Genomic DNA, 20,969 nt, shown 5'->3' on the forward strand with positions numbered 1-20,969 from the left:
CAATCCTGTATTACAAAAGAGCATCTTGCTTTAGTTGACTATCTGAGTCTGACTTAATTTGTTCACATGCAGCAATATACTCTAACTGTTCATAGAACAAAGACCATTTAGCCGTAGCGACATAAACTGAACCAGTGTCACTACCAGTATTGAATAAATAATTTTCAGCGGTAAGATATTTCAGCACGCTCTCCAAGTGCTCTTGAGATGAACTAGCGGTATTGGAACGTCCTAGTTTTTTAATAATTTCTTTCAAACGACTTTGCAGATACTCTGATTGCTCAATCGCTGAGAGTAAATGGCCTTTAGTTATAATATCGTTATAAGCAAGAGGTTTACTTTCTGAGTGCAGAGAGCGGCATAAGCGTACCCATTCTACAAGTGGTTCAATTTTGCTGACAAAAGCATTAAAATGTGACTCAATGCTATCTTGAACCTTACGCTGTTGGACATTCAGATATACTGCATAAAACCCATATCCATCATGAGTTTTTACGCATTTACGGTCAATCCTGTGCAGAAAATCATTCATCTCATCAAAAAAGACATTATCCAGCAGCCGTTGATAATGTAGCGTAAAGCAAAGGTTATCTATAACTTCACCACTAATGAGTAGGTGAACAATCTCGGAAAAAGCTTCGTTATTCATCAGCGACCTCCATGATTTGAGTATTAATTTTATTGCTAGATTGATGCAGATTTAATAATGGATTATCTTGAACAATTGACCTAGCAATGTAGTGTCGGACACCCATTTTTTTATCTATGTCATTCTTACAAGTGAAATATTTCCCTAAAATATCGCCCATTTGGGGTTGAGCGCAAACCAAATTAATGTTTCGCTCACGCATGAAATCTAGCAATTTACTGCAATTTACCGTGTCAATCTGACCCAACTCATCGATTGGTAAATGAATAATAACATCTGGATCAGGACATAACTTTCTTGCTAAGGCAGTAAAAATCACCAAAATAGCTAAACGTGAGATGCCCGTACTACTAGAGTTTTCAAAGTCATTATCATTTCTTACCTCAACATATCGATCATTTTCAGTGAAGTTAATATTTAACTCAACCAAAGAGCCAATATCATTCGTTATGGACTTGGAACTATCTAACACACGTAACGCCCTATCAAACGAATCAAGCAGTGAGTCATCTGGCAGAGCATTAAAGTTATCTGCTAACGGTTCCCACTCCATCACAAATTGTTTTAAATCGCTGTTAAAACCACATCTATCAATCTTTGGTTCCAGTTTAATGTTAATTTCGTCCAAAAAAGTAAATGGGTTAGTACCGTTAATTTGATTGCTTAGCTCATGCGATACTGTTTCCACCTTATTTTTAAACTGGCGTAAAGACTGATAATAACTGACAAAGGAATTTGAGATCACTTCAAATACATGGATGACTACTTCTACTTTCTGAGGAATATCATAATGGTACATTTCCTCAACTTCACTCATTGCACTCAGATAATACGGAGCACTGTCTACTCTAAAAGCATATTTCGACATTCGATTTAGCCACTGTTGTTCAAGTTCACTACCTGTGGCCGCTTTTAATGCTTTCAATACAGCATAATAAGCATCTTTGAGCGCTTTCAATTGCAGCTTAAAACCATCCAACTTTTCATGAGTGTTATCAATAAACCATTCAAAATCTAAAGGTAGGTTGTCATGTATCGCTTTAAATTCTGGAAAATCATCCAGTTTCTCGGAGATTAATTTAACCAAATTCGACAGTTTTTTCTGGTTAGTATCTATTTGAACAAGCTTATTATTGATTGTGGTAATTTCTAAGCCAGCCTTTTCTTCTATGTCCTTAAGTTTCTGTTCAATTGCACCCACCCGAATAACCAGACGCTTTAATTCAGTTTCAAATTCAAATTTATTAGCTTCTAGGTCATTTTTTTGAGAAAACTCAGTTTCCAACCACTTTTTATATTCAGTAATTTTAGCGGCATATGACATTACTAAATCGACTTTTTTATGCGCAGCAATTTGCCTATTTTCGGCATTCTGAATAGCATCTGTATCTGCTGATTCAGTTTTCAATGCACGTTTTTTAGCTTGTTCCAATTCTTTAATTTGTTGTTCTTTATTCATCTCTATACTGATGATTTGAGTTTGGAGGATAGCTAGATTATTGTCATTGGCCATATTCAGATTGTCAAAAGATACTTTTAAATGCTCCAATTGTTTCTTATGGCTCAACTCTAGTTCTACTTTTGCATTTTTATGGTCGTTACGCATCAGCTTTTCATTTTCATTTTCTTGTTTTAGTGCTTTGCGCGATTCACTACTTCTTAATGTGCATTGACTGAATATAGATTCCTGTAAATTTTTAACTGCTTGTTCAGCCTCATCAACACGACTTTTCCTACGTTGTAATTCAGTACTAGCCTCTGTCAACGCTGTATCTAGAGCAGTCTTTTCCTTATATCTGGCTTTAGCAGTAGCTTCACTATCATCTCTAGTTTTCTTAGCAATTTGGGTGATTTCGATCTGACGATTTAAACGTATCTTCAACTCATCAATTGACTCAGCCTGTTGAGGAATAGGAAGTAAGCTAGTATCCAGATTTAGACCATAAAAAGAATCATTTAAACCATTTATCACCCACTCGGGTTTTAGATCTTTACGCGCCAATAATTCAGGCGAAATAACCTTTGCAATAGTATGTTTCCAGTTCTGATCTCCACTGTCTCGTAGGAAGCTAATTAAAGTGTTCTCAGAATTAATTTCTTTACGTAATTCCTCTACTTTAGTTTCATGTTGTTTATAAACCCGTTCAGCAATTTCAAAGTCCTTATGTGTCGAAGTCACAGCTCTTCCTATTGCTTCAACTTGCTCAGTTAATTTCTGATGTTTGGATTGTTGTTCCAAATATTCAATTGAACGTTGCTGCGCTAACATTTGAGAATTGGTAATTTGCTGGGCTTCTTCATCAGTTGACTTCTGATTAGACTCAATCTCATCGAAGAGTTTATTTTTTCGTTCTAAAACTGTTTCCAGTGCCAATTCTTGCACATTTTCTAACTTCTTTAACTCTCCAGCATTTAAGTCGCGGCGCTCATCAAGTGCAGCATCGCGTTGACGAATTACCTCCTCCTTTTTGTCCTTCAAATCATCAACTTTAAGACGAATAGCTTTTATCGAAGTGATGCTATTCTGAAGCACTGTACTTTTGTTACTTTCAAAGTTATTGATAATTTGTTGATGCGACTCCTGCAAGTGCTGTAAATGTGTTTTGGCCTCTCTCAACTCTTGTTCGTATACTTGCAGTGAGTCATATTCGGTTATTTTTTGGAGAATATTGATCCGTTGATATTCATGTTGTTGTTCTTCAAGTAAAATTAAATTTCTCGAGCAACTAGTTAACTTACCACTTAAATCGGCGGTCATTGAACTAATCCTATTTTTCTCCTGCAACAATTGTTGAGATTCTTCATCTGCCCTCTGCTTGATGACTGTGATTTGTTGTTCTTTATCAGAACATTCTTCAGCGAATTGAACTTGCATTTGTTGTGATTGAGCTCGAGCCGTGGCCAAATCACTTAAAGTTGTTCTAATAACATGCTGCTGTTTTATGCCATCTTCTAGCTTTACTTTTTCTTTGTTGAATGCATTTAAACTCCTAATATCACGAATAATTGTTATATTTTTTTCATGTTCTGGTTTTTTCGTTATTGAAACATCATCACTTAAAAAGGATTCGACAAGCATATTCTTAAAACTGGAGATCAACTGCCCCTTATTAACTGGAACACGAGAAAACTCGCCAAGAAACTTTAACTCATGTTTCGTATCACAAATCGAAAAGTCAGCAGCAGCGACTCGTAAGCTTCGGTCCCTTCGCAGACGCTCTTTATCATTATGCAAGATTGCAGCGTAATCCAAACTATTATCGAATTGATTACTGACTTTAATTCCATCAGCTCTAATCGTATTCAAAATTGTTGATGCATCAGCACCCGCAGTAAACAAAACATTATATTTTTCGGAAAATAAAGTTTCGTCTAATCCTCCCTGCACAATGCGATAACAATGCTTCTCACTACTATGTCTATACATAACAACACAACACAGACCTGATTTACGCAAATACTCAAACACAATCATGCTTTGATAATTAGGTAAGTAATAATCCAAAAAATTACTTTTGCCAGCACTCCTGCTGACCATTTGATTTGGTTTTGCTCCGTTAAAGATTGGAATTAGGTGCAGCAGTGAGGTTTTACCAGCACCATTAGCACCGGTAATGTTTGTGTGACCATCACACTTAACCAATGAACGCTTATTTCTGATGTAAGAGTTATGCAACACAATGTTTTTTAAGCCATAATTATTGATATTGCTCTGCATACAAATATCCGTTTAGCTAAGTTATCGTCATTCTAAACATTATCAGAAATAATTAGATATATGACTATTAACCATCAATTAACGCGACATAGCACGTCGTGTTAATTGATGGTTAATCAGGGTGTTATCTCCCTACTATAGTATCCATCCTGTTTACGAACATATACTAACGATATATAGCGATCATCTTTTAGCATTAAACTGAAACGCTTCCTAAGTTACTTATGAAAAAACAGCTTTTTATAAAATGACAGCTTATGTGTCGTAAAACTCTGAAAATGACAATAGTTGTGTCGCTGAAATTGTCATTATGCGTCGCAAGAATCGCTAAGTTTTTGAATTTCTGGAATGGAAAATGACAGCATATGTGTCGCGTGACGTAGTGTGTTGAACACCACATAAATTGTCATTGATAAGAAAACCGCCATTAGTGGCGGTTTTCTTGTTTAATAAACACAAGTGCATTGTAAGCGTCCACTGAACCCCATGCCTATTTTTTAATTTTGGTCGGATTCAAGCAAAATATCACCATCAATTCCTATTGAGTTTTCTGCCATTTTTCTTAATTTGCTTGAAGCCTCATGGCAATTACCGAATAGCTCATAAACTCAAACTTCACGACACCTCTCCCAAACTTTCCATTACACCAAACTTGTCATGCTCTGCGATGTATAGCTAAATTCTAAAAATATTAGTACATGGAAACATCTGTAAAACCTGATTTCCTATGGTTTTAGGTGTAATGATAAATTACGTATTCAGCTATAATAAAATTCAGACGTAAAAAAACCGCTTTATTAGCGGTATTTTATCTCATCTCTAGGATGATGGTCGGAGCAGTAGGATTCGAACCTACGACCCCCTGGTCCCAAACCAGGTGCACTACCAGGCTGTGCTATGCTCCGAATGTGGGGTGAATGACGGGATTCGAACCCGCGACAACTGGAATCACAATCCAGGGCTCTACCAACTGAGCTACATCCACCATAACATATTTTTGATTCTATATACCAAGCTGCCAAATGGCGCGCCTGACAGGATTCGAACCTGTGACCATCCGCTTAGAAGGCGGATGCTCTATCCAACTGAGCTACAGGCGCATAACGATGATAATATTATCAAGCGATACTTCGCCGATATTAAAATAATGTTTTTCAACATCTTTTAAATGGTCGGAGCAGTAGGATTCGAACCTACGACCCCCTGGTCCCAAACCAGGTGCACTACCAGGCTGTGCTATGCTCCGATTTCTCAGCTTTTATTGTATCGCACATCGTGCGGTACGGTGTGCATTCTAGGCTTGACGTTGCATCACGTCAACACCTAGTTTTAAAAAAAAATGATTTTTCCTTATCAAATGTATATTTAACAAGCATTTTAACGCTTTAGCGAAGCGCTAAAGTTCAACATTCGATCTAAAGGTAATTTGGCACGTTCAGCCAGGGCTGGATCAACGTGTATTTCCTGATCACCATGCTGTAACACATGCAAAATCCCATCCAGTTCGTTCATTGCCATCCACGGACAATGTGCACATGAACGGCAGGTTGCACCCTCGCCTGCGGTCGGTGCTTCAAATAATTCCTTATCAGGTGCGGCCTGCTGCATTTTATAGAAAATGCCACGGTCAGTTGCCACGATCATTTGTTTATGTGGAAGTGTCTGCGCAGCCTTGATCAATTGCGAGGTACTCCCAACAGCATCGGCAATTTCCACCACCGATTCAGGTGATTCAGGATGAACCAATACCGCTGCATCTGGATAGAGCGCTTTCATTTGCGCAATACCACGGGCACGGAATTCTTCATGCACGATACATGCACCATCCCACAACAACATTTCAGCGCCTGTTTTCTTTTGAATATAGCGACCTAAATGTTGATCAGGTGCCCAAATAATTTTTTCGCCCAAGCTATCTAAATGCTCAATGATCTCAACCGCGCAGCTTGAAGTCACCACCCAATCGGCACGTGCTTTTACAGCCGCCGAGGTATTGGCATACACCACCACGGTATGGTCAGGATGCTGATCACAGAACGCTGAAAACTCATCTACAGGACAACCCAAATCAAGTGAACAAGTTGCTTCTAAAGTTGGCATCAACACTGTTTTTTCTGGTGATAAAATTTTAGAGGTTTCGCCCATAAACTTTACGCCCGCCACCACCAGTGTCGTTGCAGGATGGTCACGGCCAAAACGTGCCATTTCCAGTGAGTCGGAAACACAGCCACCCGTCAGTTCCGCAAGCTCCTGCACATCAGGATCACAGTAATAGTGCGCCACCAGCACAGCATTGCGTTTTTTCAGTTCCGCTGCAATCTGGGCAAACTTCTGTTGTTTCACTTCTGGGCTAAGACTGTTGTCTTTTGGTTCACCCAAACGATCTAAATGCGCCTGCACAATATTTTTGGCTTCGTTCGCAATTAAATTCGTATCATTCATAAAACGTCTTCTCTATCCTGCGCGCCTGCATTACTGCAAACTTATAACGTGGGTCTATGCTGATCTTTCAGGATCAAGCATATTGTCCACAAATGGATGATATAAAAAAAGCCCCACTGTGGAGCTTTATTATACCGCATATTTACGAGCGATAATCGGCATTAATTTTTACATAGTCGTAAGAAAAATCACAGGTATACACGGTGTCTTTGGCTGTACCACGACCAAGGTCTATACGGATGGTAATTTCTTTCTCAGCCATTACCGCTGCACCCGCCTCTTCAGTATAGTCAGGGTTGGCACCACCATCTAAGCAGATTTGTACATCACCCAGCCAGACCTGTACCTTGCTGCTGTCCAGATTCGGTACACCTGCCTTGCCAATCGCCATCACAATACGGCCCCAGTTTGGATCGGAGGCAAATAATGCGGTTTTGATCAATGGTGACTCAGCCACACTATAGGCAACATCACAACATTCCTGAGTATTTGCCCCACCTTCAACCTGAACGGTAATGAACTTGGTCGCACCCTCACCATCACGCACAATCAACTGCGCCAGACGATTCATAATACGGGCAAGCACATCCAGCACCTGTTGGTAACGTGGATCATCCTGAGAGGTAATTTCTGCGCCGCCTGCCAGACCTGTGGCGACAAAAATACAGGAGTCATTGGTGGAGGTATCACCATCAATGGTAATGCGGTTAAATGAATGTTCAACTGTGGTTTGAAGTAGGCTTTGCACCAATTCACGGCTAATCGGCGCATCCGTTGCCACAAAACTCAACATGGTCGCCATGTTCGGGCGAATCATGCCTGCACCTTTACTAATCCCTGTCATGGTATAGGTCACACCATCCAGCTCAAACTGTTCAGATGCACCTTTTGGTGTAGTGTCTGTGGTCATAATACCTGATGCAGCATCAGCCCAACGATCCGCATTTAAGTCATTCAATGCAGGCTGAATGCCTTGCAGCAAACGTTCGATTGGAAGTTGCTCACCAATTACACCTGTTGAAAATGGCAGGATTTGACTGTTTTGCACACCTGTCAGTTCAGCCAGTTGGGCACAGGTTGCCTCCGCATTTTTATAACCGATTTTACCTGTGGCGGCATTGGCATTGCCTGTATTAATAATCAGATAGCGTGGCTGCTGTTGTGAAGTACTTTCAGCCAGATGTTTTTTACTGAGTAGAACAGGTGCAGCGGCAAATGCGCTTTGGGTGAACACACCCGCAACATTTGAACCCTCAGCAAATTCAAAAATGACCAGATCGCGTCGGTTTGGATAACGTATATACGCCTCAGTTGAGCCAATTTTCACACCCTGCACCACATGCATGAGTGGCATCGTTACGTCACCAACAGCCATTTTAAACTTCCATTCAACTTGTTATGAAAGGCTTAAGCTTATTCCAAAAGGCCATTAAAATCGAGTGTTAGCCATATAGATTATTGAATTTGACCCTGTTCCAAACTCAATAAAATCTGCTTCTTATCCAGACCACCTGCAAAACCCACCAAAGCCCCACCAGAACCAATCACGCGATGGCATGGTGCAATAATTGAAATTGGATTTCTACCATTGGCAGCACCGACGGCACGCACTGCCTTTTCATTGCCAATCTGGAGCGCAATATCTTTATAACTGCGTGTTTCTCCGTAAGGAATGGTCAATAAAGCTCGCCATACCTGTTGCTGAAAATCCGTGCCCTGAAAATCCAGTGGCAGATTAAACTGCTGGCGTTGTCCTGCAAAGTATTGTTCTAGTTGTTGTTTCACTTTTAGCAGCATCGGATGCTGGATATTCTCAATCAGTTCCGCCAAGCGTACCCGTTTATGGTCTTCATTGTCCCACATCACGGCAACCAAAGCCTGATCATGAGCAACCAGTTTTAATGCGCCTACAGGAGATTCCATATACATATAAACCAGTTGCATCAAAAATCTCCTTTACGCTACTTCAATCGTAGCCCCCTCTTTGATAAAGAGGGGGAATTTTTCCTAATTCGATGAAAGCTTCATCAACACCAAACCCGACACAATCAAGACGGCTGCGATCATACGCATTGCGGTCATGGGTTCATTCAGCACCATAATGCCCAAAATAAAGGAACCCATCGCGCCAATGCCTGTCCATACGGTATAGGCTGTTCCCAAAGGAAGTGTACGCATTGATATGGAGAGCAAAACCACACTTAAAATCATAAAAACAATCGTGACCACACTTGGGGTGAGACGGGTGAAGCCCTCAGACATTTTCATTGAGTATGCCCAAATGATTTCAAAAATGCCTGCCAGAATTAAAATTGCCCATGCCATTTTTACATTCATCTTGTTTAATGGTTGGGTCGTCCCAACGTGATTCCTTTACGGAGAGGTCGTCCTCCCAGCTTCAGGAGTTTACTTTAAAATGGGCAGTTATGTGAATTTTTATATATCTATATTACCTAAGCTTTTGAAAAGCATAGACTGTTATTCTATATATTCTATTGCCAAATGATGCTGTCCACACGCATCAATTCACAGGCACCATTACCTGTATCCTCACGGGACAAGGAACTTTTCCAGCGCCATCCATCGGGTGCCTGAATTTCGATTAATGCACCCTTGAGGTAGACCAGATCATCCTTTTTAATTTTCTTCATTTGCGATGCGACATAGGCATCTGCTGGAACCAAATGCATGTTGGCACTGTGTGTTTCAATTTCCCTAAACGAAATCGGTGGTTCATGATCAATACGCCAGTGATACCAACGGTTACTCTGGGAAATGTCAATTTGCTTATACACCTGTGGATTTGCCATTTTCCCCCAACCTACAGCAATGTCCATAGGGGAAAATTCTGCTTCACGGCCTAGATTGTAGTCTTCCCGTCCCAATACACGAAATGAACCCTCATAGTTTTCCAGTGCCATCACCTGTACACCTTGCTGGGTCGTAATTTGACTCACATTTGGAGCGGGTTTAAGCAGATTGGTCCAGACCAGCCATGCCAAAGCCAGTCCCAGCAAGCCATACATCCATCTTGGCATATTATTGATCCTTTTTACCTTGTAATACCTTGATCCATTGCCTAAGTTTTTCTAAAGCGGCATACAAAAATTGCTGAATAGGATTGAGCTGGTTTTCTGTAAAGGTCTTGTTCTGACTAGATGAATCTGTCTTTTCCTGCTTATTAAATGTACTGATTTCCACAGGCTCATAATGTGACATGGTTTGTTGTAGTTCAGCCCCCAGACTCAGACGTTGCAAGGCGGCAGTAACCTCATCAATCGGTAGATGATGGTAGAGGGTTAAATGACGTGCATCCAGGTCAATACTATGCTCAACCAATAAATCCACAAATGGAACTAATGCCTTGCGTACACGTGTTGCTTCCACAACACTGCTCATATGGGGAATATAGTAAAAACTGACATTCATGCTGCCATTTGCTGTAATAAATCCTGCTTGAGACTGGAAAGAAGCCTGAGACTTTTCGCCTGAATGCGTCCCTTGATTTGCATGTTGTGCTATTTGCTGCTTTTGTTGTTCTAAAGCCATTTATGCACCATGAATGACTCAAAAAAGATACTGCCAGTATAAACCAACAGTATCTCAGCGAAGTGAAATTTTAGACAGAGTATCAGAACTTTAAAGTAAGCCCCACAGCATATAGCATGCCTTGCTCATGCCCTGAAGCCATTTGCCATGGAGTTTGCTTTTTACCTTTATGATAGGCATAGGCAAGGTCAACAAATGGCATGACTTTTTTATTGATTTCATAGCGAATCTGCGCGCCTGTTTGCAGTTTGGACACACCTGATTTTTGTGCATATTTTGATTGATCATTTAAAACCAGATCCGCATTGAAATAAGGCTGTGCAATCCATTTCTGGGTAAACAGCACATCACGGCTGGTTTCCAGACTGAACTGCCAGCGTTGATCGTGTCCTGCATAGAGATAGGCTTCGGTTTCAAAGAAATAGGGGGCCAAACCATGTACGCCGACTACGGCGCTCCACTGGCTTTTATCCTGTTGCTGTTCAGGTTGATATTGATGGCGAGCACCCACCTGTACATCCCAAAAGTCAGCAATACTACGGCTATATAAAGCCATTGCATCGGTTTTTGTCTGCTGGGATTCTGCCTTTTCCACATGCGCCTTGATGAAAATCTTGTTTTCATCTGTGCCTATCCAAGTTTTCAGTTTACTGCTGGCACTGCCCTGACCATGATCATCCACTGTCCACGCATTCTCCAGACTGGTGGCCTGATACATCTGCCCACCATGTTCACGGTGATGATTATGCGGTGTATGGTCAAGCTCTGCCCTTACAGGAACACTTTGATGTTGCTGATGCTGCATCGCTGATGATGCATCCATTTGCATAACGGGTTGTTCATCTGTCATGTGATTATGTTCTTCATCTGCATAAGTCACGGCACTCAGGCAGCACATCATTCCACCCATCAGCAATAAGGGTACATGGCGTTTCATTTCAGGAGTTGGCTTAATGATGTACATGGCTTTCTCCTTGAGAAGACTGAACAGGCGTTTGCATCGGCGTTTTTGTGTCATCAACATTTGCCACGATCAGCTTGCTCATCATGCCTGCACTCATGTGGTATAGCAGGTGGCAATGAATTGCCCATTCACCCACCTCATCTGCAGTCAGCATCGCAGTCACTGTTTTGCCTGGTGGTACAATCACCGTGTGCTTGTTGGGCATGTCATGTGCAGACTGGCCATTTTCCAGTTGCATAAACATGCCATGCAGATGCATCGGGTGCGCCATCATGCTGTCATTGATAAATTTCAGGCGGATACGTTCACCAAAGCGCACCTTTAAGGGTTCAAAGTCCTTGTCACTGAACTTCTTGCCATCAATCGTCCAGATATAGCGCTCCATGGTGCCCCCTAAACGGATCACCAACTCTCTTTCAGCAGCACGGGTATCAAGTTGGGGCGTTAATGATTTTAGGTCAGCATACTGCAACGCCTTATGCCCTGCTGGTGTGGAGGCATTGGCCCAACCCTGTACGGTATCAGGCTGATCTTTTTCAGAAGATGCCATCGTTTGATGCTGGCTATGCTCAGACATTGCTGATGCTGACATCTGCATCTGGTCATGTGAATGATGTTCCATGTTCATTTGCTGATGCGAGCCATGATCCATTTTGCCCATATCCATTTGCCCATGTCCCATATCATCCATGGTCAATAGTGCACGCGGACGGGCTTTCGGTATTTCAAGCTTTTGCTGTTTTGGAAACATTTCGTTTTGCAGTGATGCAATCGCAAAACCAGCACGGTCTATGGACTCTGCCTGAACTTGATAATATGCCTGCATTGGCTCCACTATCACATCATAGGTTTCTGCCGCACCAATCCGAAATTCATCCACTGGTACAGGCTGCACAGGCTGACCATCAGCACTCAGCACCGTCATTTTTAAATCTGGAATACGTACATCAAAAAAGGACATGGCTGAAGCATTGATAAAACGCAGGCGGACTTTCTCACCCGTTTTAAATGTACCTGTCCAGTTCTGCTCTGGTGTCTGACCATTGACTAAAAATGTATAACCCGTAACATCAGACAAATCGGTTTTAAGCATCTGCATCTGGTTCCACATTGCACGGTCTTGCCAGCTTGCCTTTAAACCTTGCTGTTTGACCTGTTTCCAGACATCGCCTACTGTTTCACGCTGATTCTGATAATACTCGGCGGACTTTTTCAGGTTTGCCATGATCTGGGCACTATCGGATTCATGAAAATCCGACAGCATCACCACATAATCACGTTCAGCTTTTTCATGTGTGGCAACAGGCTGTTTTCCTTTTGGATAAATCACCAGCGGACCATATAAACCGTCCTGTTCCTGCCCTTTACTATGGGCGTGATACCAGTAAGTTCCGTTTTGGCGCACCTTGAAACGATAGGTAAAATCACCCTTTGGCTGAATACCCTGAAAGCCATTAAAACCAGGTACACCATCCATCAATCCAGGTAACAACAGCCCATGCCAATGCAGGGAGGTGTCCTGATCCTTGAGTTGGTTATGCACATGGATGACCGCCTCGTCACCCTCTTCAAACTCCAGAAGCGGAGCAATAAACTTGCCATTAACTGTCATTCGTTTAACAGGTTTCCCTGTTAAGTTGACCATGCCCTGATTGATATTCAGGTGATATTCCTTAATTGCAGCCCAACTATTGGGCGCAAGCAATAGGCTCAAACTGGCAACAACGCCAGCATATAATTTTGAAGACATAAAATAATCCCAATCTGTTAAATATCGGCTAGCCCCTCTTTAAAAGAGAGGAATTTCAACGGAATTTAATAGATCAGGTTCTAGGAGGGCGTAAAATTTCCTGCCAATAGCCAGCAAGATGTCGAGCCTGATAATCGGTATGTTGATAGGAATCAGGCTCTAAAAAAGGTGAGGAGGATAAACTGGGTGCCTGCTGATCAAGTGCAAGATTGACTGCCTGACAATGTGAGGGACTATTGCAGTCCTGACAATGCTGATCACTATGCATTTTTTCCATCATGACATTTTGTCAAACTGGTCGTATCAACATGCGACCCAGACATATGATGAGGTTGATCCAGCATAGGTTGCTCATGGCAAGGCATTGTTTGAGCGGTTGCATAAGATTTTTGAGGAGATTGAATTGCCTGAACTGCTGCAACAGCCACACCACTCCCCCCGATGAAGAATATCATCAGGAATACAAACCACAGATGTTTGTATTTTTGGCGCAGTTGCACGTTAGATTCCCTGTTTCAATGATCAAACTAAGTCAATGTACTTAGCATAATTTCTTTCATACTTATACACAATCAGCTTCATGTTTCAATTCTGATCATTTAGACTCAGTTTAAAGAAACCTGCTGATTTATCATTTAATTTCCAAACAAATAAAAAATGGATAAAAATAAAGCAAAATAAATAAGTTGGCGCATAAAAAAGGACAGATATTTGTCCTTTTTCCATTATTTTGCTGTGAATATAAACAACTGAAATCACTTTGTTTATTTTAACAACAGTTTATCCACTTGCTTATCAACACGGTTATCCACCCAGTTATAAACAAAGTTATCCACACCTTAAATCTCTACCTGATTCACTTTTGCCAACTCCGCACGCATCTGATCAATCACCGTTTTATAATCGGGTTGACCAAAAATCGCTGAGCCAGCCACAAACATATCCGCACCCGCTGCTGCAATTTCACCGATATTGGCAGGGCCAACACCACCATCCACTTCCAGACGGATATCACGACCACTGGCATCAATAATCTGACGTGCCTGACGTAATTTTTCCAAAGTCATTGGAATGAATTTCTGTCCACCAAAGCCAGGGTTTACACTCATCAACAGGATTTGATCGACTTTATCAAGCACATAATCCAGATAGTGTAACGGCGTGGCTGGGTTAAATACCAAGCCAGCTTTTGCTCCACCCGATTTGATCAATTGTAGGGAGCGATCAATATGGTCTGATGCTTCTGGGTGAAAGGTAATAATGTCGGCACCTGCCTCCAGAAAATCGCCAATCATACGGTCCACAGGCGAAACCATCAAATGCACGTCAATCGGTGCCTTGATACCATAGTTTTTCAGTGCCTTGCATATACCCGCACCAAAGGTCAGGTTCGGTACATAGTGGTTATCCATCACATCAAAATGCACAACATCTGCGCCTGCCGCCAACACTTTTTCCACCTCTTCACCCAAACGTGCAAAATCAGCAGATAAAATTGACGGTGCAATTAAATAGGGCTTGGACATGGATAACCTGACGAATACTGAGAAAATGATGGGTAAATTATAGCAAATTCATAACACTTCCGTCTGTAGTTAGCCTGCTGGCATTGCAAACTTGCAACAGCCCGTTTCATGAGAACTATTTTCATTTACAATTAAAAACCAGCAGGAAGATGTTGCCCATTTGGAGCAGGTGGTACTTGCTCATTTAAACCGTATGGCTCAACAAGAATTTTTAGTTGAATGGCAACATCATTTAAAGAAGCTCATATGAACTTCCAGTATTTAGCTTAATGCCTTTTCTAACTGAATGGCATGAAACTGTAGGTGGTCATCAATAAAACTTTGAATAAAGTAATAGCCATGATCATAACCTTTGTGCAGGCGTAGGGTGAGAGGCTGACCAGCATCGAGACAGGCCTGCTTAAATTTCTCAGGATTCAACTGCGCATAGAACTGGTCATCCAGTCCCTGATCAATCAGGATTTCCTCAAAAACTCCACCCTTTTGCTGGACCAAAGCAGTCGCATCGTGTGCTAACCACTGTTGTTGATCAGTACCTAAATATTGGCTAAATGCCTTTTCTCCCCAAGGGCAGAGACTTGGTGCACAAATGGGCGCAAAGGCTGAAACCGACTTAAATTGCTCAGGATATTTAAATGCCAGCGTCAATGCACCATGCCCACCCATTGAATGACCAAAGATTCCAACTTGATTTTCAATCACTGGAAACTCCTGCAATATGTGCGCATACAACTCATCAACAATATAGGATTCCATTTGATAATGTTCAGCCCACGGTTGCTGTATCGCATTCATGTAGAAACCTGCACCCTGCCCAATGTCCCAATGATCTCCTTGCGCCACATCCTCTCCACGCGGTGAGGTATCTGGTGTAATTAAAATCAGGCTTAAACGTGCAGCCATACGTTGTGCATGTGCCTTGATTGCAAAGGTCTCTTCAGTACAGGTCAAGCCAGCAAGATAGAATAATGCTGAACATGGCTTACCCTCTAAAGCGGCTGGTGGCAAATAAACCCCAACCTTGCTCAGCCCTTTGAGATGCTGGGAATCAATCTGGTAAATCCGTTGCTCACCCTCAAAACAAAGATTTTTTTGCAGTAGTTGCATGTTTATTATCCTGTGTTTTTGTAGTATCTGTTGTTGTCATATTTTGTGTAGGGAACAAATAAGGCTCCAGTTGTGGCAGCATTAATTCCATATTACGCCCAATTGACCATTGCGGTTCTGATGGTTCAAAGCCCTGCGCAGTTTCCCATTTGGTCACTGTTTGTCTGGCCTGCTCAAATGCCTGCTTGATTGAAGACTGCTCACGCATTGCCAGATCAAAAAATGCCCGACCGAAATAGGTATAGTCGGCCTCACTATTACAGCCAAATGAGGTTTTATCTGCTGCTGATGCGGTAATGATCAATGTTTCAGGTGACTGCAAGGCAGGAATAAAGCTGCCCGAATAACAGGCCGAAATCACGATCACACGCCAGCGAATTCCAGACTTATCCAGTGTTTCACGCAGCCATTTCGGGTCAACCTGCCCAAGCTCTAGCGGCGCATTTTCAATTTCAAAATGATTCCGCTCGCCGTGTGAAGTCATATACAGGAATAGCACATCACTATCACGGTTCATTTGCTGGCCAATACGGCGCAAAGCCAGTTCCATACTGGTTTTAGAGGCAATTGGCACCTCCAGACGTGTGGCAGGGTTATTGATCAACATCAGCGAACGGCCAAAGGTTCCAAAACGGGTATCAAACTGCTCTTTTATCCGTTCAATTTCCGACTTGAACACATCAGCATAACTATCTCCCGCCACTCCCATAAAATACCAGTGGCTTTGGGCGATATCGCCATATTGTATTTGATCCAGTGCCGTCTCAAGCAGATGGCCCTGCGCATAAAATGCCTCTTCACTGAAACTTGGCGGTGTTTGCTCCACTTTCCAGACTGGCTGGTCCTTAACAGATAATTGCCATACCACCATTGTGGCAATAGTTGCCACAATCACCAGTACACGCTCCCACCACGGCCATTTTAATGCACGGGAAAAAACCCAGATGACTGCAAGACTCTGCCAGACAAACAAGCCAACAAAAAATGGGGGTAAAAAACCATTATAAATACTGTCAGGGATAAAGTTCAGGTAACCGTTTGATCCAAGATACTGAATCAAGCATTGTAACAACAGGATATTGGTATCAAGCACCAACCACAGCAATGCAGGCACCAGCATCAGGCGAGGCTGGTTCATGCGCTGGGAAAGGAAAATACCGACAATTAAGGCAATAAATGGCCACAGTGCATATCCAATCAACCCCTGGGGATTAAAGTCCCCCATTTGCCCAGCAACCAGCCAGCCATAAAGCGAGTTGGTACATCCACCCAGAATTCCCCACAGAATCAGTTGGGTTATTGAAGGATGTACCACCTGTAGGGAACGGCGTGACCCCAGAAACAACCACATTCCAGCAATTTGGTTACTTTTAAAATCGTGCCAGATATTAATGGAGGGCTTGAGGTCTATCATAAAATTCTTTAGGTATTTCTCTTTTCAAGACTAAACTGAAAATCCACTTCTTCAAAACAAGCATCACTTTTCTAAAAATTGAGATGCTCAGCTCTAGTGTAAGCTTGACAAGAATTTTTTAGCAATCATGCTTTTGCACTATATCACAAATCTTTACTGTGCATTGACGCAAGCCAAACAATCAACTGAATCCGATGAGGATTTGAACTTAAACTTTGGCAAAATATGCATCAAAACGGCAGGCATCTCCCAGCCATTGATGATCAGGAGTTTGATCTGCCAGATAAATGGCATGACGTGGACGCTTGACCACCACACGTTTGGCAATTTTCCTTGCAAAATCGAGTAATTGATCACCCAAATCCATCTCGCCATCTTCAGGCAACAACAGGTGCAATAACTGCATTTGTTTCTTAACCTGCGCCTGCTTTTTTACCGCCTGCTGGTTCTGGTCACGCTGTGGAAACATCGGGTCCAGATACACCACATCCACCTGCTGATTCTGCTGGGCCAATTGCTGTAAATATACATTGGAGTCTGCAAAAACCAACTGAATCCGTGACACAAAAGTCTGTAAAAATGCATCCTGTTCAGCCTGTGCCTTGGCATATTCCAACAACACAAACAGGATCGGATGCCGTTCAACCAGACAGACATCCGCCCCTAGATAGGCCATCAGCAAACTGTCATGTCCCAGACCTGCGGTCGCATCAACCAGTGTTGGCTTCTCTCCAAGCTGGCATGCTCTGGCAATCATCTCAGATTTTAAACTGGCTCTTTTTAATCGCGGAATCTCGGCACACCAGTCAGGCTGCATTTTCATGCCGTTGGCGGCAAGACTTAAACCATCCTCATCCAGCACCAGTGCCATGTCTGGATTCAGGCGTAAAAAACGTGCATTAATTTTCTCAACCACTTGCCCATCAAGCTGAACATGCAATTCAGCCAAACGTGTTTGCAGTTGCTGAAATTGGTGTTGATATTCAGCTTGATACCAACAGATCATCTGCATTACCAATGCACCCAACCTGTCCACCAAGTTGCCAGGATGAACAGTCCAAATACAATGCGGTAGTAGGCAAATGCGGTAAAATCATGCTTGGAGACATAACGAATCAGGGCACGGATCACAATCAACGCTGAAATAAAGGCAACTACAATTCCAACAGCCAAGACTGCCATATCATTGCTATGCAACTCATGACGCATCTTGTACATATCTAGCAGACCTGCGCCCATCAGTACAGGAATGCCCAGGAAGAATGAAAATTCAGCCGCAGCCTTACGTGAAACGCCGAGGAACAATGAACCAATAATGGTTGAACCAGAACGGGAAGTGCCTGGAATCAAGGCAAGACACTGAATCAAACCAATTAAGGTTGCCTGCTTAAAGCTTAGATCATCCACTTCCTGAGTGACAATTTGATGCGGGCGGCGTTCCGCCCATAAAATAATAAAACCACCCACAATCAATGCGATTGCAACGGTAATTGCATTAAATAAATAGGCTTTTACCACATCACCAAAGCTCAACCCAATGATCACAATTGGAATTGAAGCAATAATCAGGTTAAGGCTTAAACGGCGGCCCTGTTCCTGCCCTGTGAACGCACCAATCAAAGCCCCCCACAACTTGCCCCAATATTCATAGATCACAGCGGCAATCGCACCAATCTGCACAGCAACCGCGAACATATCGCGCTTTTCAACTGTCCAGAAATCCAGCAGTTGGCCTGCTAAGATTAAATGCCCTGTACTTGAGATGGGTAGAAATTCAGTAATCCCCTCTACCAAGCCCATAATCGCCGCTTTCAATAGCAATAAAAGATCCATACTCAACCTTAATTCGTATTAATTTGCTTTGCCTTGTTCTGGAATTTTCTTCCACGCATCATCACGCAAATACACAGGCAGCGCATGTTCAGCATCAACCCATTGTTGTTGTTTCGCATATACACGGGCAATTGTTGCAATATCCTGTGCAGTCGCCATGATCTTCAACGTGCAAGCCTCAGATGAGTCTATTTGCTCTGGCTTAATCAAGCCTGAACCCGAACCAATCGCGGTAAACTGACAATATTCAGCTGCCTGTTGATAATTTAATAATCTTTCTTCATCTATGGCCTGCATGATGCCATGTTGATCCAGACTAAAGCTAGCAATATAGACTTCCTGCATACGTGCATCCAGCACAGCAGTAACCTGTTGCAAGCCCATTAAACGGTAGGCTGCCTGTGCCAAGGCCTGCAAACTGGATACAGGAATCACAGGCAAGTTATGCGACCAGGCCAAAGCCTGTGCAACTGCGGCATTAATACGTACCCCACTAAACGAACCTGGGCCGCGACTAAAGGCAATGGTAGTTAAATCAGCAAGTTGGGTTTGAGTTTGCAACAAGGCCTGTTCAGTTAAGGGCAAAATGGTTTGCGTTTGTGCCTTGGTTTGTTCATCCAGTTGGAAAAACAGTTCTTGGGTATCATCCACCAATGAAACAGAACACTGCTCATTTGCAGTTTCCAGTGCAAGCAATTTCATGCAAAAACCCTGAGTGCCAGAAAGAGAAAAAACGTCGAGTATCATACTCCACTCTAACCGACTAGGCGAGTTGTTCTCCTTTTTAATACAAAAAAGCCAAGCATTTGCCTGGCATTTATAGCGTTAAGTTTAGATCAAAAATTAAAAATGAAACTCTTCCAGATTCAGGAAATTCTTATAATGTTCTGCATAATGCAAAGCGCTTAAACGTAAACGGGCAGCTCCCTGTTCATCCAGAGTTTTCACCACTTTGCCAGGCGAACCCATCACCACAGAATTGTCTGGAATCACCTTGCCCTCTGGTATAAGGGCATTAGCTCCAATAATACAATTTTTGCCAATCACGGCATGATTTAAAATCACCGCATTCATGCCAATCAATGAATTATCACCAATGCGACAGCCATGTAACATCACCTTATGTCCAACTGTTACATATTCGCCAATGTCCATTTCAATGCCTGCATCGGTATGCAACACCGCATTTTCCTGAATATTGGAAAAATTACCAATCCGAATCACACAATTATCGGCACGCACCACAGCACCAAACCAGATGCTGACCTGACGGCCCAGCTCAACCTGACCAATCACCGTTGCAGTTGGTGCAACCCAGCCATCCCAAGGCTCATACAATGCTTTTGGACTTAATCCCTGATAGCGATACATCATGATGAATACTCGACTTGATTAAATACGATTTAAAACTTGGATAATCCAAAATGCGGTGGATTAACCAGAAACGGCCAATTTTTTTGATAACCCAGACCATACTGAAACAAAGACACCAGCATACGCGCCGTTAAACCCCACACGATTTCACTTTCCACCTGCATACTTGGAAAATAAATGGATTGACGTGCCAGACGAACCTCATAGGGTAAAGGCGGCGCTTCTATTAACTGTTGTAATGGCACAAAAAAAATACGGTCTATTTCTGTGGGCTGGGCAATCAGTTCCACTTGGGCAGGAATCAAGCCAACGATTGGCTTAACCGATAACCCACTTCGCGCACGCTGAATCGGTAAGTCACCCAAAAGCTTGACATCAAATGGATTGAGCGCGGTCTCCTCATGTGCCTCACGCAAGGCCACCACAATATTGCTGGTATCACTTGGATCACGCTTGCCACCTGGAAATGAAACCTCTCCCGCATGTTGTGACAACTGCATGGAACGGCGGGTCAGCAAGACTTTCGGTTGGACTTCCTGAGTTATTGCAATCAAGACTGCGGCATCTGCCTGCTGGATTCGTTTGGAAAAACGCAACCGTTGTTGTAAAAGCTGTATTAACGACGGCTGTTCCATATCACTCA

General features: G+C 42.6%; 18 protein-coding genes, 4 tRNA genes and 2 pseudogenes. 1 reads left to right on the top strand and 23 read right to left on the bottom strand.

Going from position 1 to position 20,969, the window contains the following annotated elements:
* Window positions 1–10: 10 nt before the first annotated feature.
* From F967_RS10805 to rpe, 16 genes and pseudogenes are all read right to left on the bottom strand, one after another.
* Window positions 11–649, bottom strand: a complete 639-nt coding sequence (locus F967_RS10805) for a condensin complex protein MksE (protein WP_004799840.1) — start codon at window positions 647–649, stop codon at window positions 11–13.
* Window positions 642–4,367 (bottom strand): ATP-binding protein, encoded by a 3,726-nt coding sequence (locus tag F967_RS10810; protein WP_004799841.1) that lies wholly within the window; start codon window positions 4,365–4,367, stop codon window positions 642–644. Before F967_RS10810 ends, F967_RS10805 begins: the two co-directional genes overlap by 8 nt.
* An 828-nt stretch (window positions 4,368–5,195) precedes the next feature.
* Window positions 5,196–5,272: transfer RNA gene (locus F967_RS10815), tRNA-Pro, on the bottom strand.
* A 4-nt stretch (window positions 5,273–5,276) separates the two neighbouring features.
* Window positions 5,277–5,352, bottom strand: a tRNA-His gene (locus tag F967_RS10820).
* 38 nt (window positions 5,353–5,390) lie between these two features.
* Window positions 5,391–5,467, bottom strand: a tRNA-Arg gene (locus F967_RS10825).
* A 69-nt stretch (window positions 5,468–5,536) separates the two neighbouring features.
* A tRNA-Pro gene (locus F967_RS10830) sits at window positions 5,537–5,613 on the bottom strand.
* A 131-nt stretch (window positions 5,614–5,744) separates the two neighbouring features.
* Entirely contained in the window at window positions 5,745–6,809 is a 1,065-nt protein-coding gene (gene nadA / locus F967_RS10835; protein WP_004799842.1) for a quinolinate synthase NadA, read from the bottom strand.
* 142 nt (window positions 6,810–6,951) lie between these two features.
* The gene (argJ, locus tag F967_RS10840) at window positions 6,952–8,184 is read right to left on the bottom strand and encodes a bifunctional glutamate N-acetyltransferase/amino-acid acetyltransferase ArgJ (protein WP_004799844.1); all 1,233 of its coding nucleotides are present in this window, start codon (window positions 8,182–8,184) and stop codon (window positions 6,952–6,954) included.
* 80 nt (window positions 8,185–8,264) lie between these two features.
* Window positions 8,265–8,753, bottom strand: a complete 489-nt coding sequence (locus F967_RS10845) for a methylated-DNA--[protein]-cysteine S-methyltransferase (protein WP_004761920.1) — start codon at window positions 8,751–8,753, stop codon at window positions 8,265–8,267.
* A gap of 63 nt (window positions 8,754–8,816) precedes the next feature.
* A complete protein-coding gene (locus F967_RS10850) occupies window positions 8,817–9,134 on the bottom strand; it encodes a DMT family transporter (protein WP_004761921.1) in 318 nt (105 codons plus the stop codon).
* A 167-nt stretch (window positions 9,135–9,301) separates the two neighbouring features.
* Complete coding sequence (locus F967_RS10855; protein WP_004799848.1) at window positions 9,302–9,847, bottom strand: hypothetical protein; 546 nt, start codon at window positions 9,845–9,847, stop codon at window positions 9,302–9,304.
* 1 nt (window position 9,848) lies between these two features.
* The gene (locus F967_RS10860; RefSeq protein ID WP_004799858.1) at window positions 9,849–10,358 is read right to left on the bottom strand and encodes a hypothetical protein; all 510 of its coding nucleotides are present in this window, start codon (window positions 10,356–10,358) and stop codon (window positions 9,849–9,851) included.
* An 82-nt stretch (window positions 10,359–10,440) separates the two neighbouring features.
* Window positions 10,441–11,322 carry a copper resistance protein B gene (locus F967_RS10865; protein WP_004799859.1) on the bottom strand — a complete coding sequence of 294 codons (882 nt, stop codon included), beginning with the start codon at window positions 11,320–11,322 and terminating at the stop codon, window positions 10,441–10,443.
* The gene (locus F967_RS10870) at window positions 11,309–13,072 is read right to left on the bottom strand and encodes a copper resistance system multicopper oxidase (RefSeq protein ID WP_004799860.1); all 1,764 of its coding nucleotides are present in this window, start codon (window positions 13,070–13,072) and stop codon (window positions 11,309–11,311) included. Before F967_RS10870 ends, F967_RS10865 begins: the two co-directional genes overlap by 14 nt.
* 73 nt (window positions 13,073–13,145) lie before the next feature.
* Window positions 13,146–13,572, bottom strand: a pseudogene (locus F967_RS10875) (hypothetical protein).
* 339 nt (window positions 13,573–13,911) lie between these two features.
* Window positions 13,912–14,598, bottom strand: a complete 687-nt coding sequence (rpe, locus tag F967_RS10880; protein WP_004799862.1) for a ribulose-phosphate 3-epimerase — start codon at window positions 14,596–14,598, stop codon at window positions 13,912–13,914.
* A gap of 148 nt (window positions 14,599–14,746) precedes the next feature.
* Between rpe and F967_RS14760 the strand changes: the two are divergent.
* Window positions 14,747–14,848, top strand: a pseudogene (locus tag F967_RS14760) (hypothetical protein); the annotation flags it as partial.
* Window positions 14,849–14,859: 11 nt separating this feature from the next.
* Here F967_RS14760 and fghA read toward each other — a convergent pair.
* From fghA to F967_RS10915, 7 genes are all read right to left on the bottom strand, one after another.
* Window positions 14,860–15,705, bottom strand: a complete 846-nt coding sequence (gene fghA, locus F967_RS10885; RefSeq protein ID WP_004799863.1) for an S-formylglutathione hydrolase — start codon at window positions 15,703–15,705, stop codon at window positions 14,860–14,862.
* Window positions 15,674–17,119: a C13 family peptidase gene (locus tag F967_RS10890; protein ID WP_004769791.1), complete on the bottom strand. Its 1,446-nt coding sequence runs from the start codon at window positions 17,117–17,119 to the stop codon at window positions 15,674–15,676. The genes fghA and F967_RS10890 overlap by 32 nt, the downstream gene beginning before the upstream one ends.
* 208 nt (window positions 17,120–17,327) lie before the next feature.
* On the bottom strand, window positions 17,328–18,131 hold the full coding sequence (locus tag F967_RS10895) for a class I SAM-dependent methyltransferase (protein WP_004799865.1): 804 nt from the start codon (window positions 18,129–18,131) through the stop codon (window positions 17,328–17,330).
* The gene (locus F967_RS10900; RefSeq protein WP_004799867.1) at window positions 18,131–18,952 is read right to left on the bottom strand and encodes an undecaprenyl-diphosphate phosphatase; all 822 of its coding nucleotides are present in this window, start codon (window positions 18,950–18,952) and stop codon (window positions 18,131–18,133) included. The genes F967_RS10895 and F967_RS10900 overlap by 1 nt, the downstream gene beginning before the upstream one ends.
* An 18-nt stretch (window positions 18,953–18,970) precedes the next feature.
* Window positions 18,971–19,654 (bottom strand): tRNA (adenosine(37)-N6)-threonylcarbamoyltransferase complex dimerization subunit type 1 TsaB, encoded by a 684-nt coding sequence (gene tsaB, locus F967_RS10905; RefSeq protein ID WP_004799869.1) that lies wholly within the window; start codon window positions 19,652–19,654, stop codon window positions 18,971–18,973.
* A 141-nt stretch (window positions 19,655–19,795) separates the two neighbouring features.
* A complete protein-coding gene (locus F967_RS10910; RefSeq protein ID WP_171062065.1) occupies window positions 19,796–20,323 on the bottom strand; it encodes a gamma carbonic anhydrase family protein in 528 nt (175 codons plus the stop codon).
* Window positions 20,324–20,355: 32 nt separating this feature from the next.
* A complete protein-coding gene (locus F967_RS10915; RefSeq protein WP_004675141.1) occupies window positions 20,356–20,961 on the bottom strand; it encodes a CoA pyrophosphatase in 606 nt (201 codons plus the stop codon).
* Window positions 20,962–20,969 lie beyond the last annotated feature (8 nt).

This window comes from Acinetobacter sp. CIP 102637 (assembly GCF_000368425.1).
Taxonomy (GTDB): domain Bacteria; phylum Pseudomonadota; class Gammaproteobacteria; order Pseudomonadales; family Moraxellaceae; genus Acinetobacter; species Acinetobacter parvus.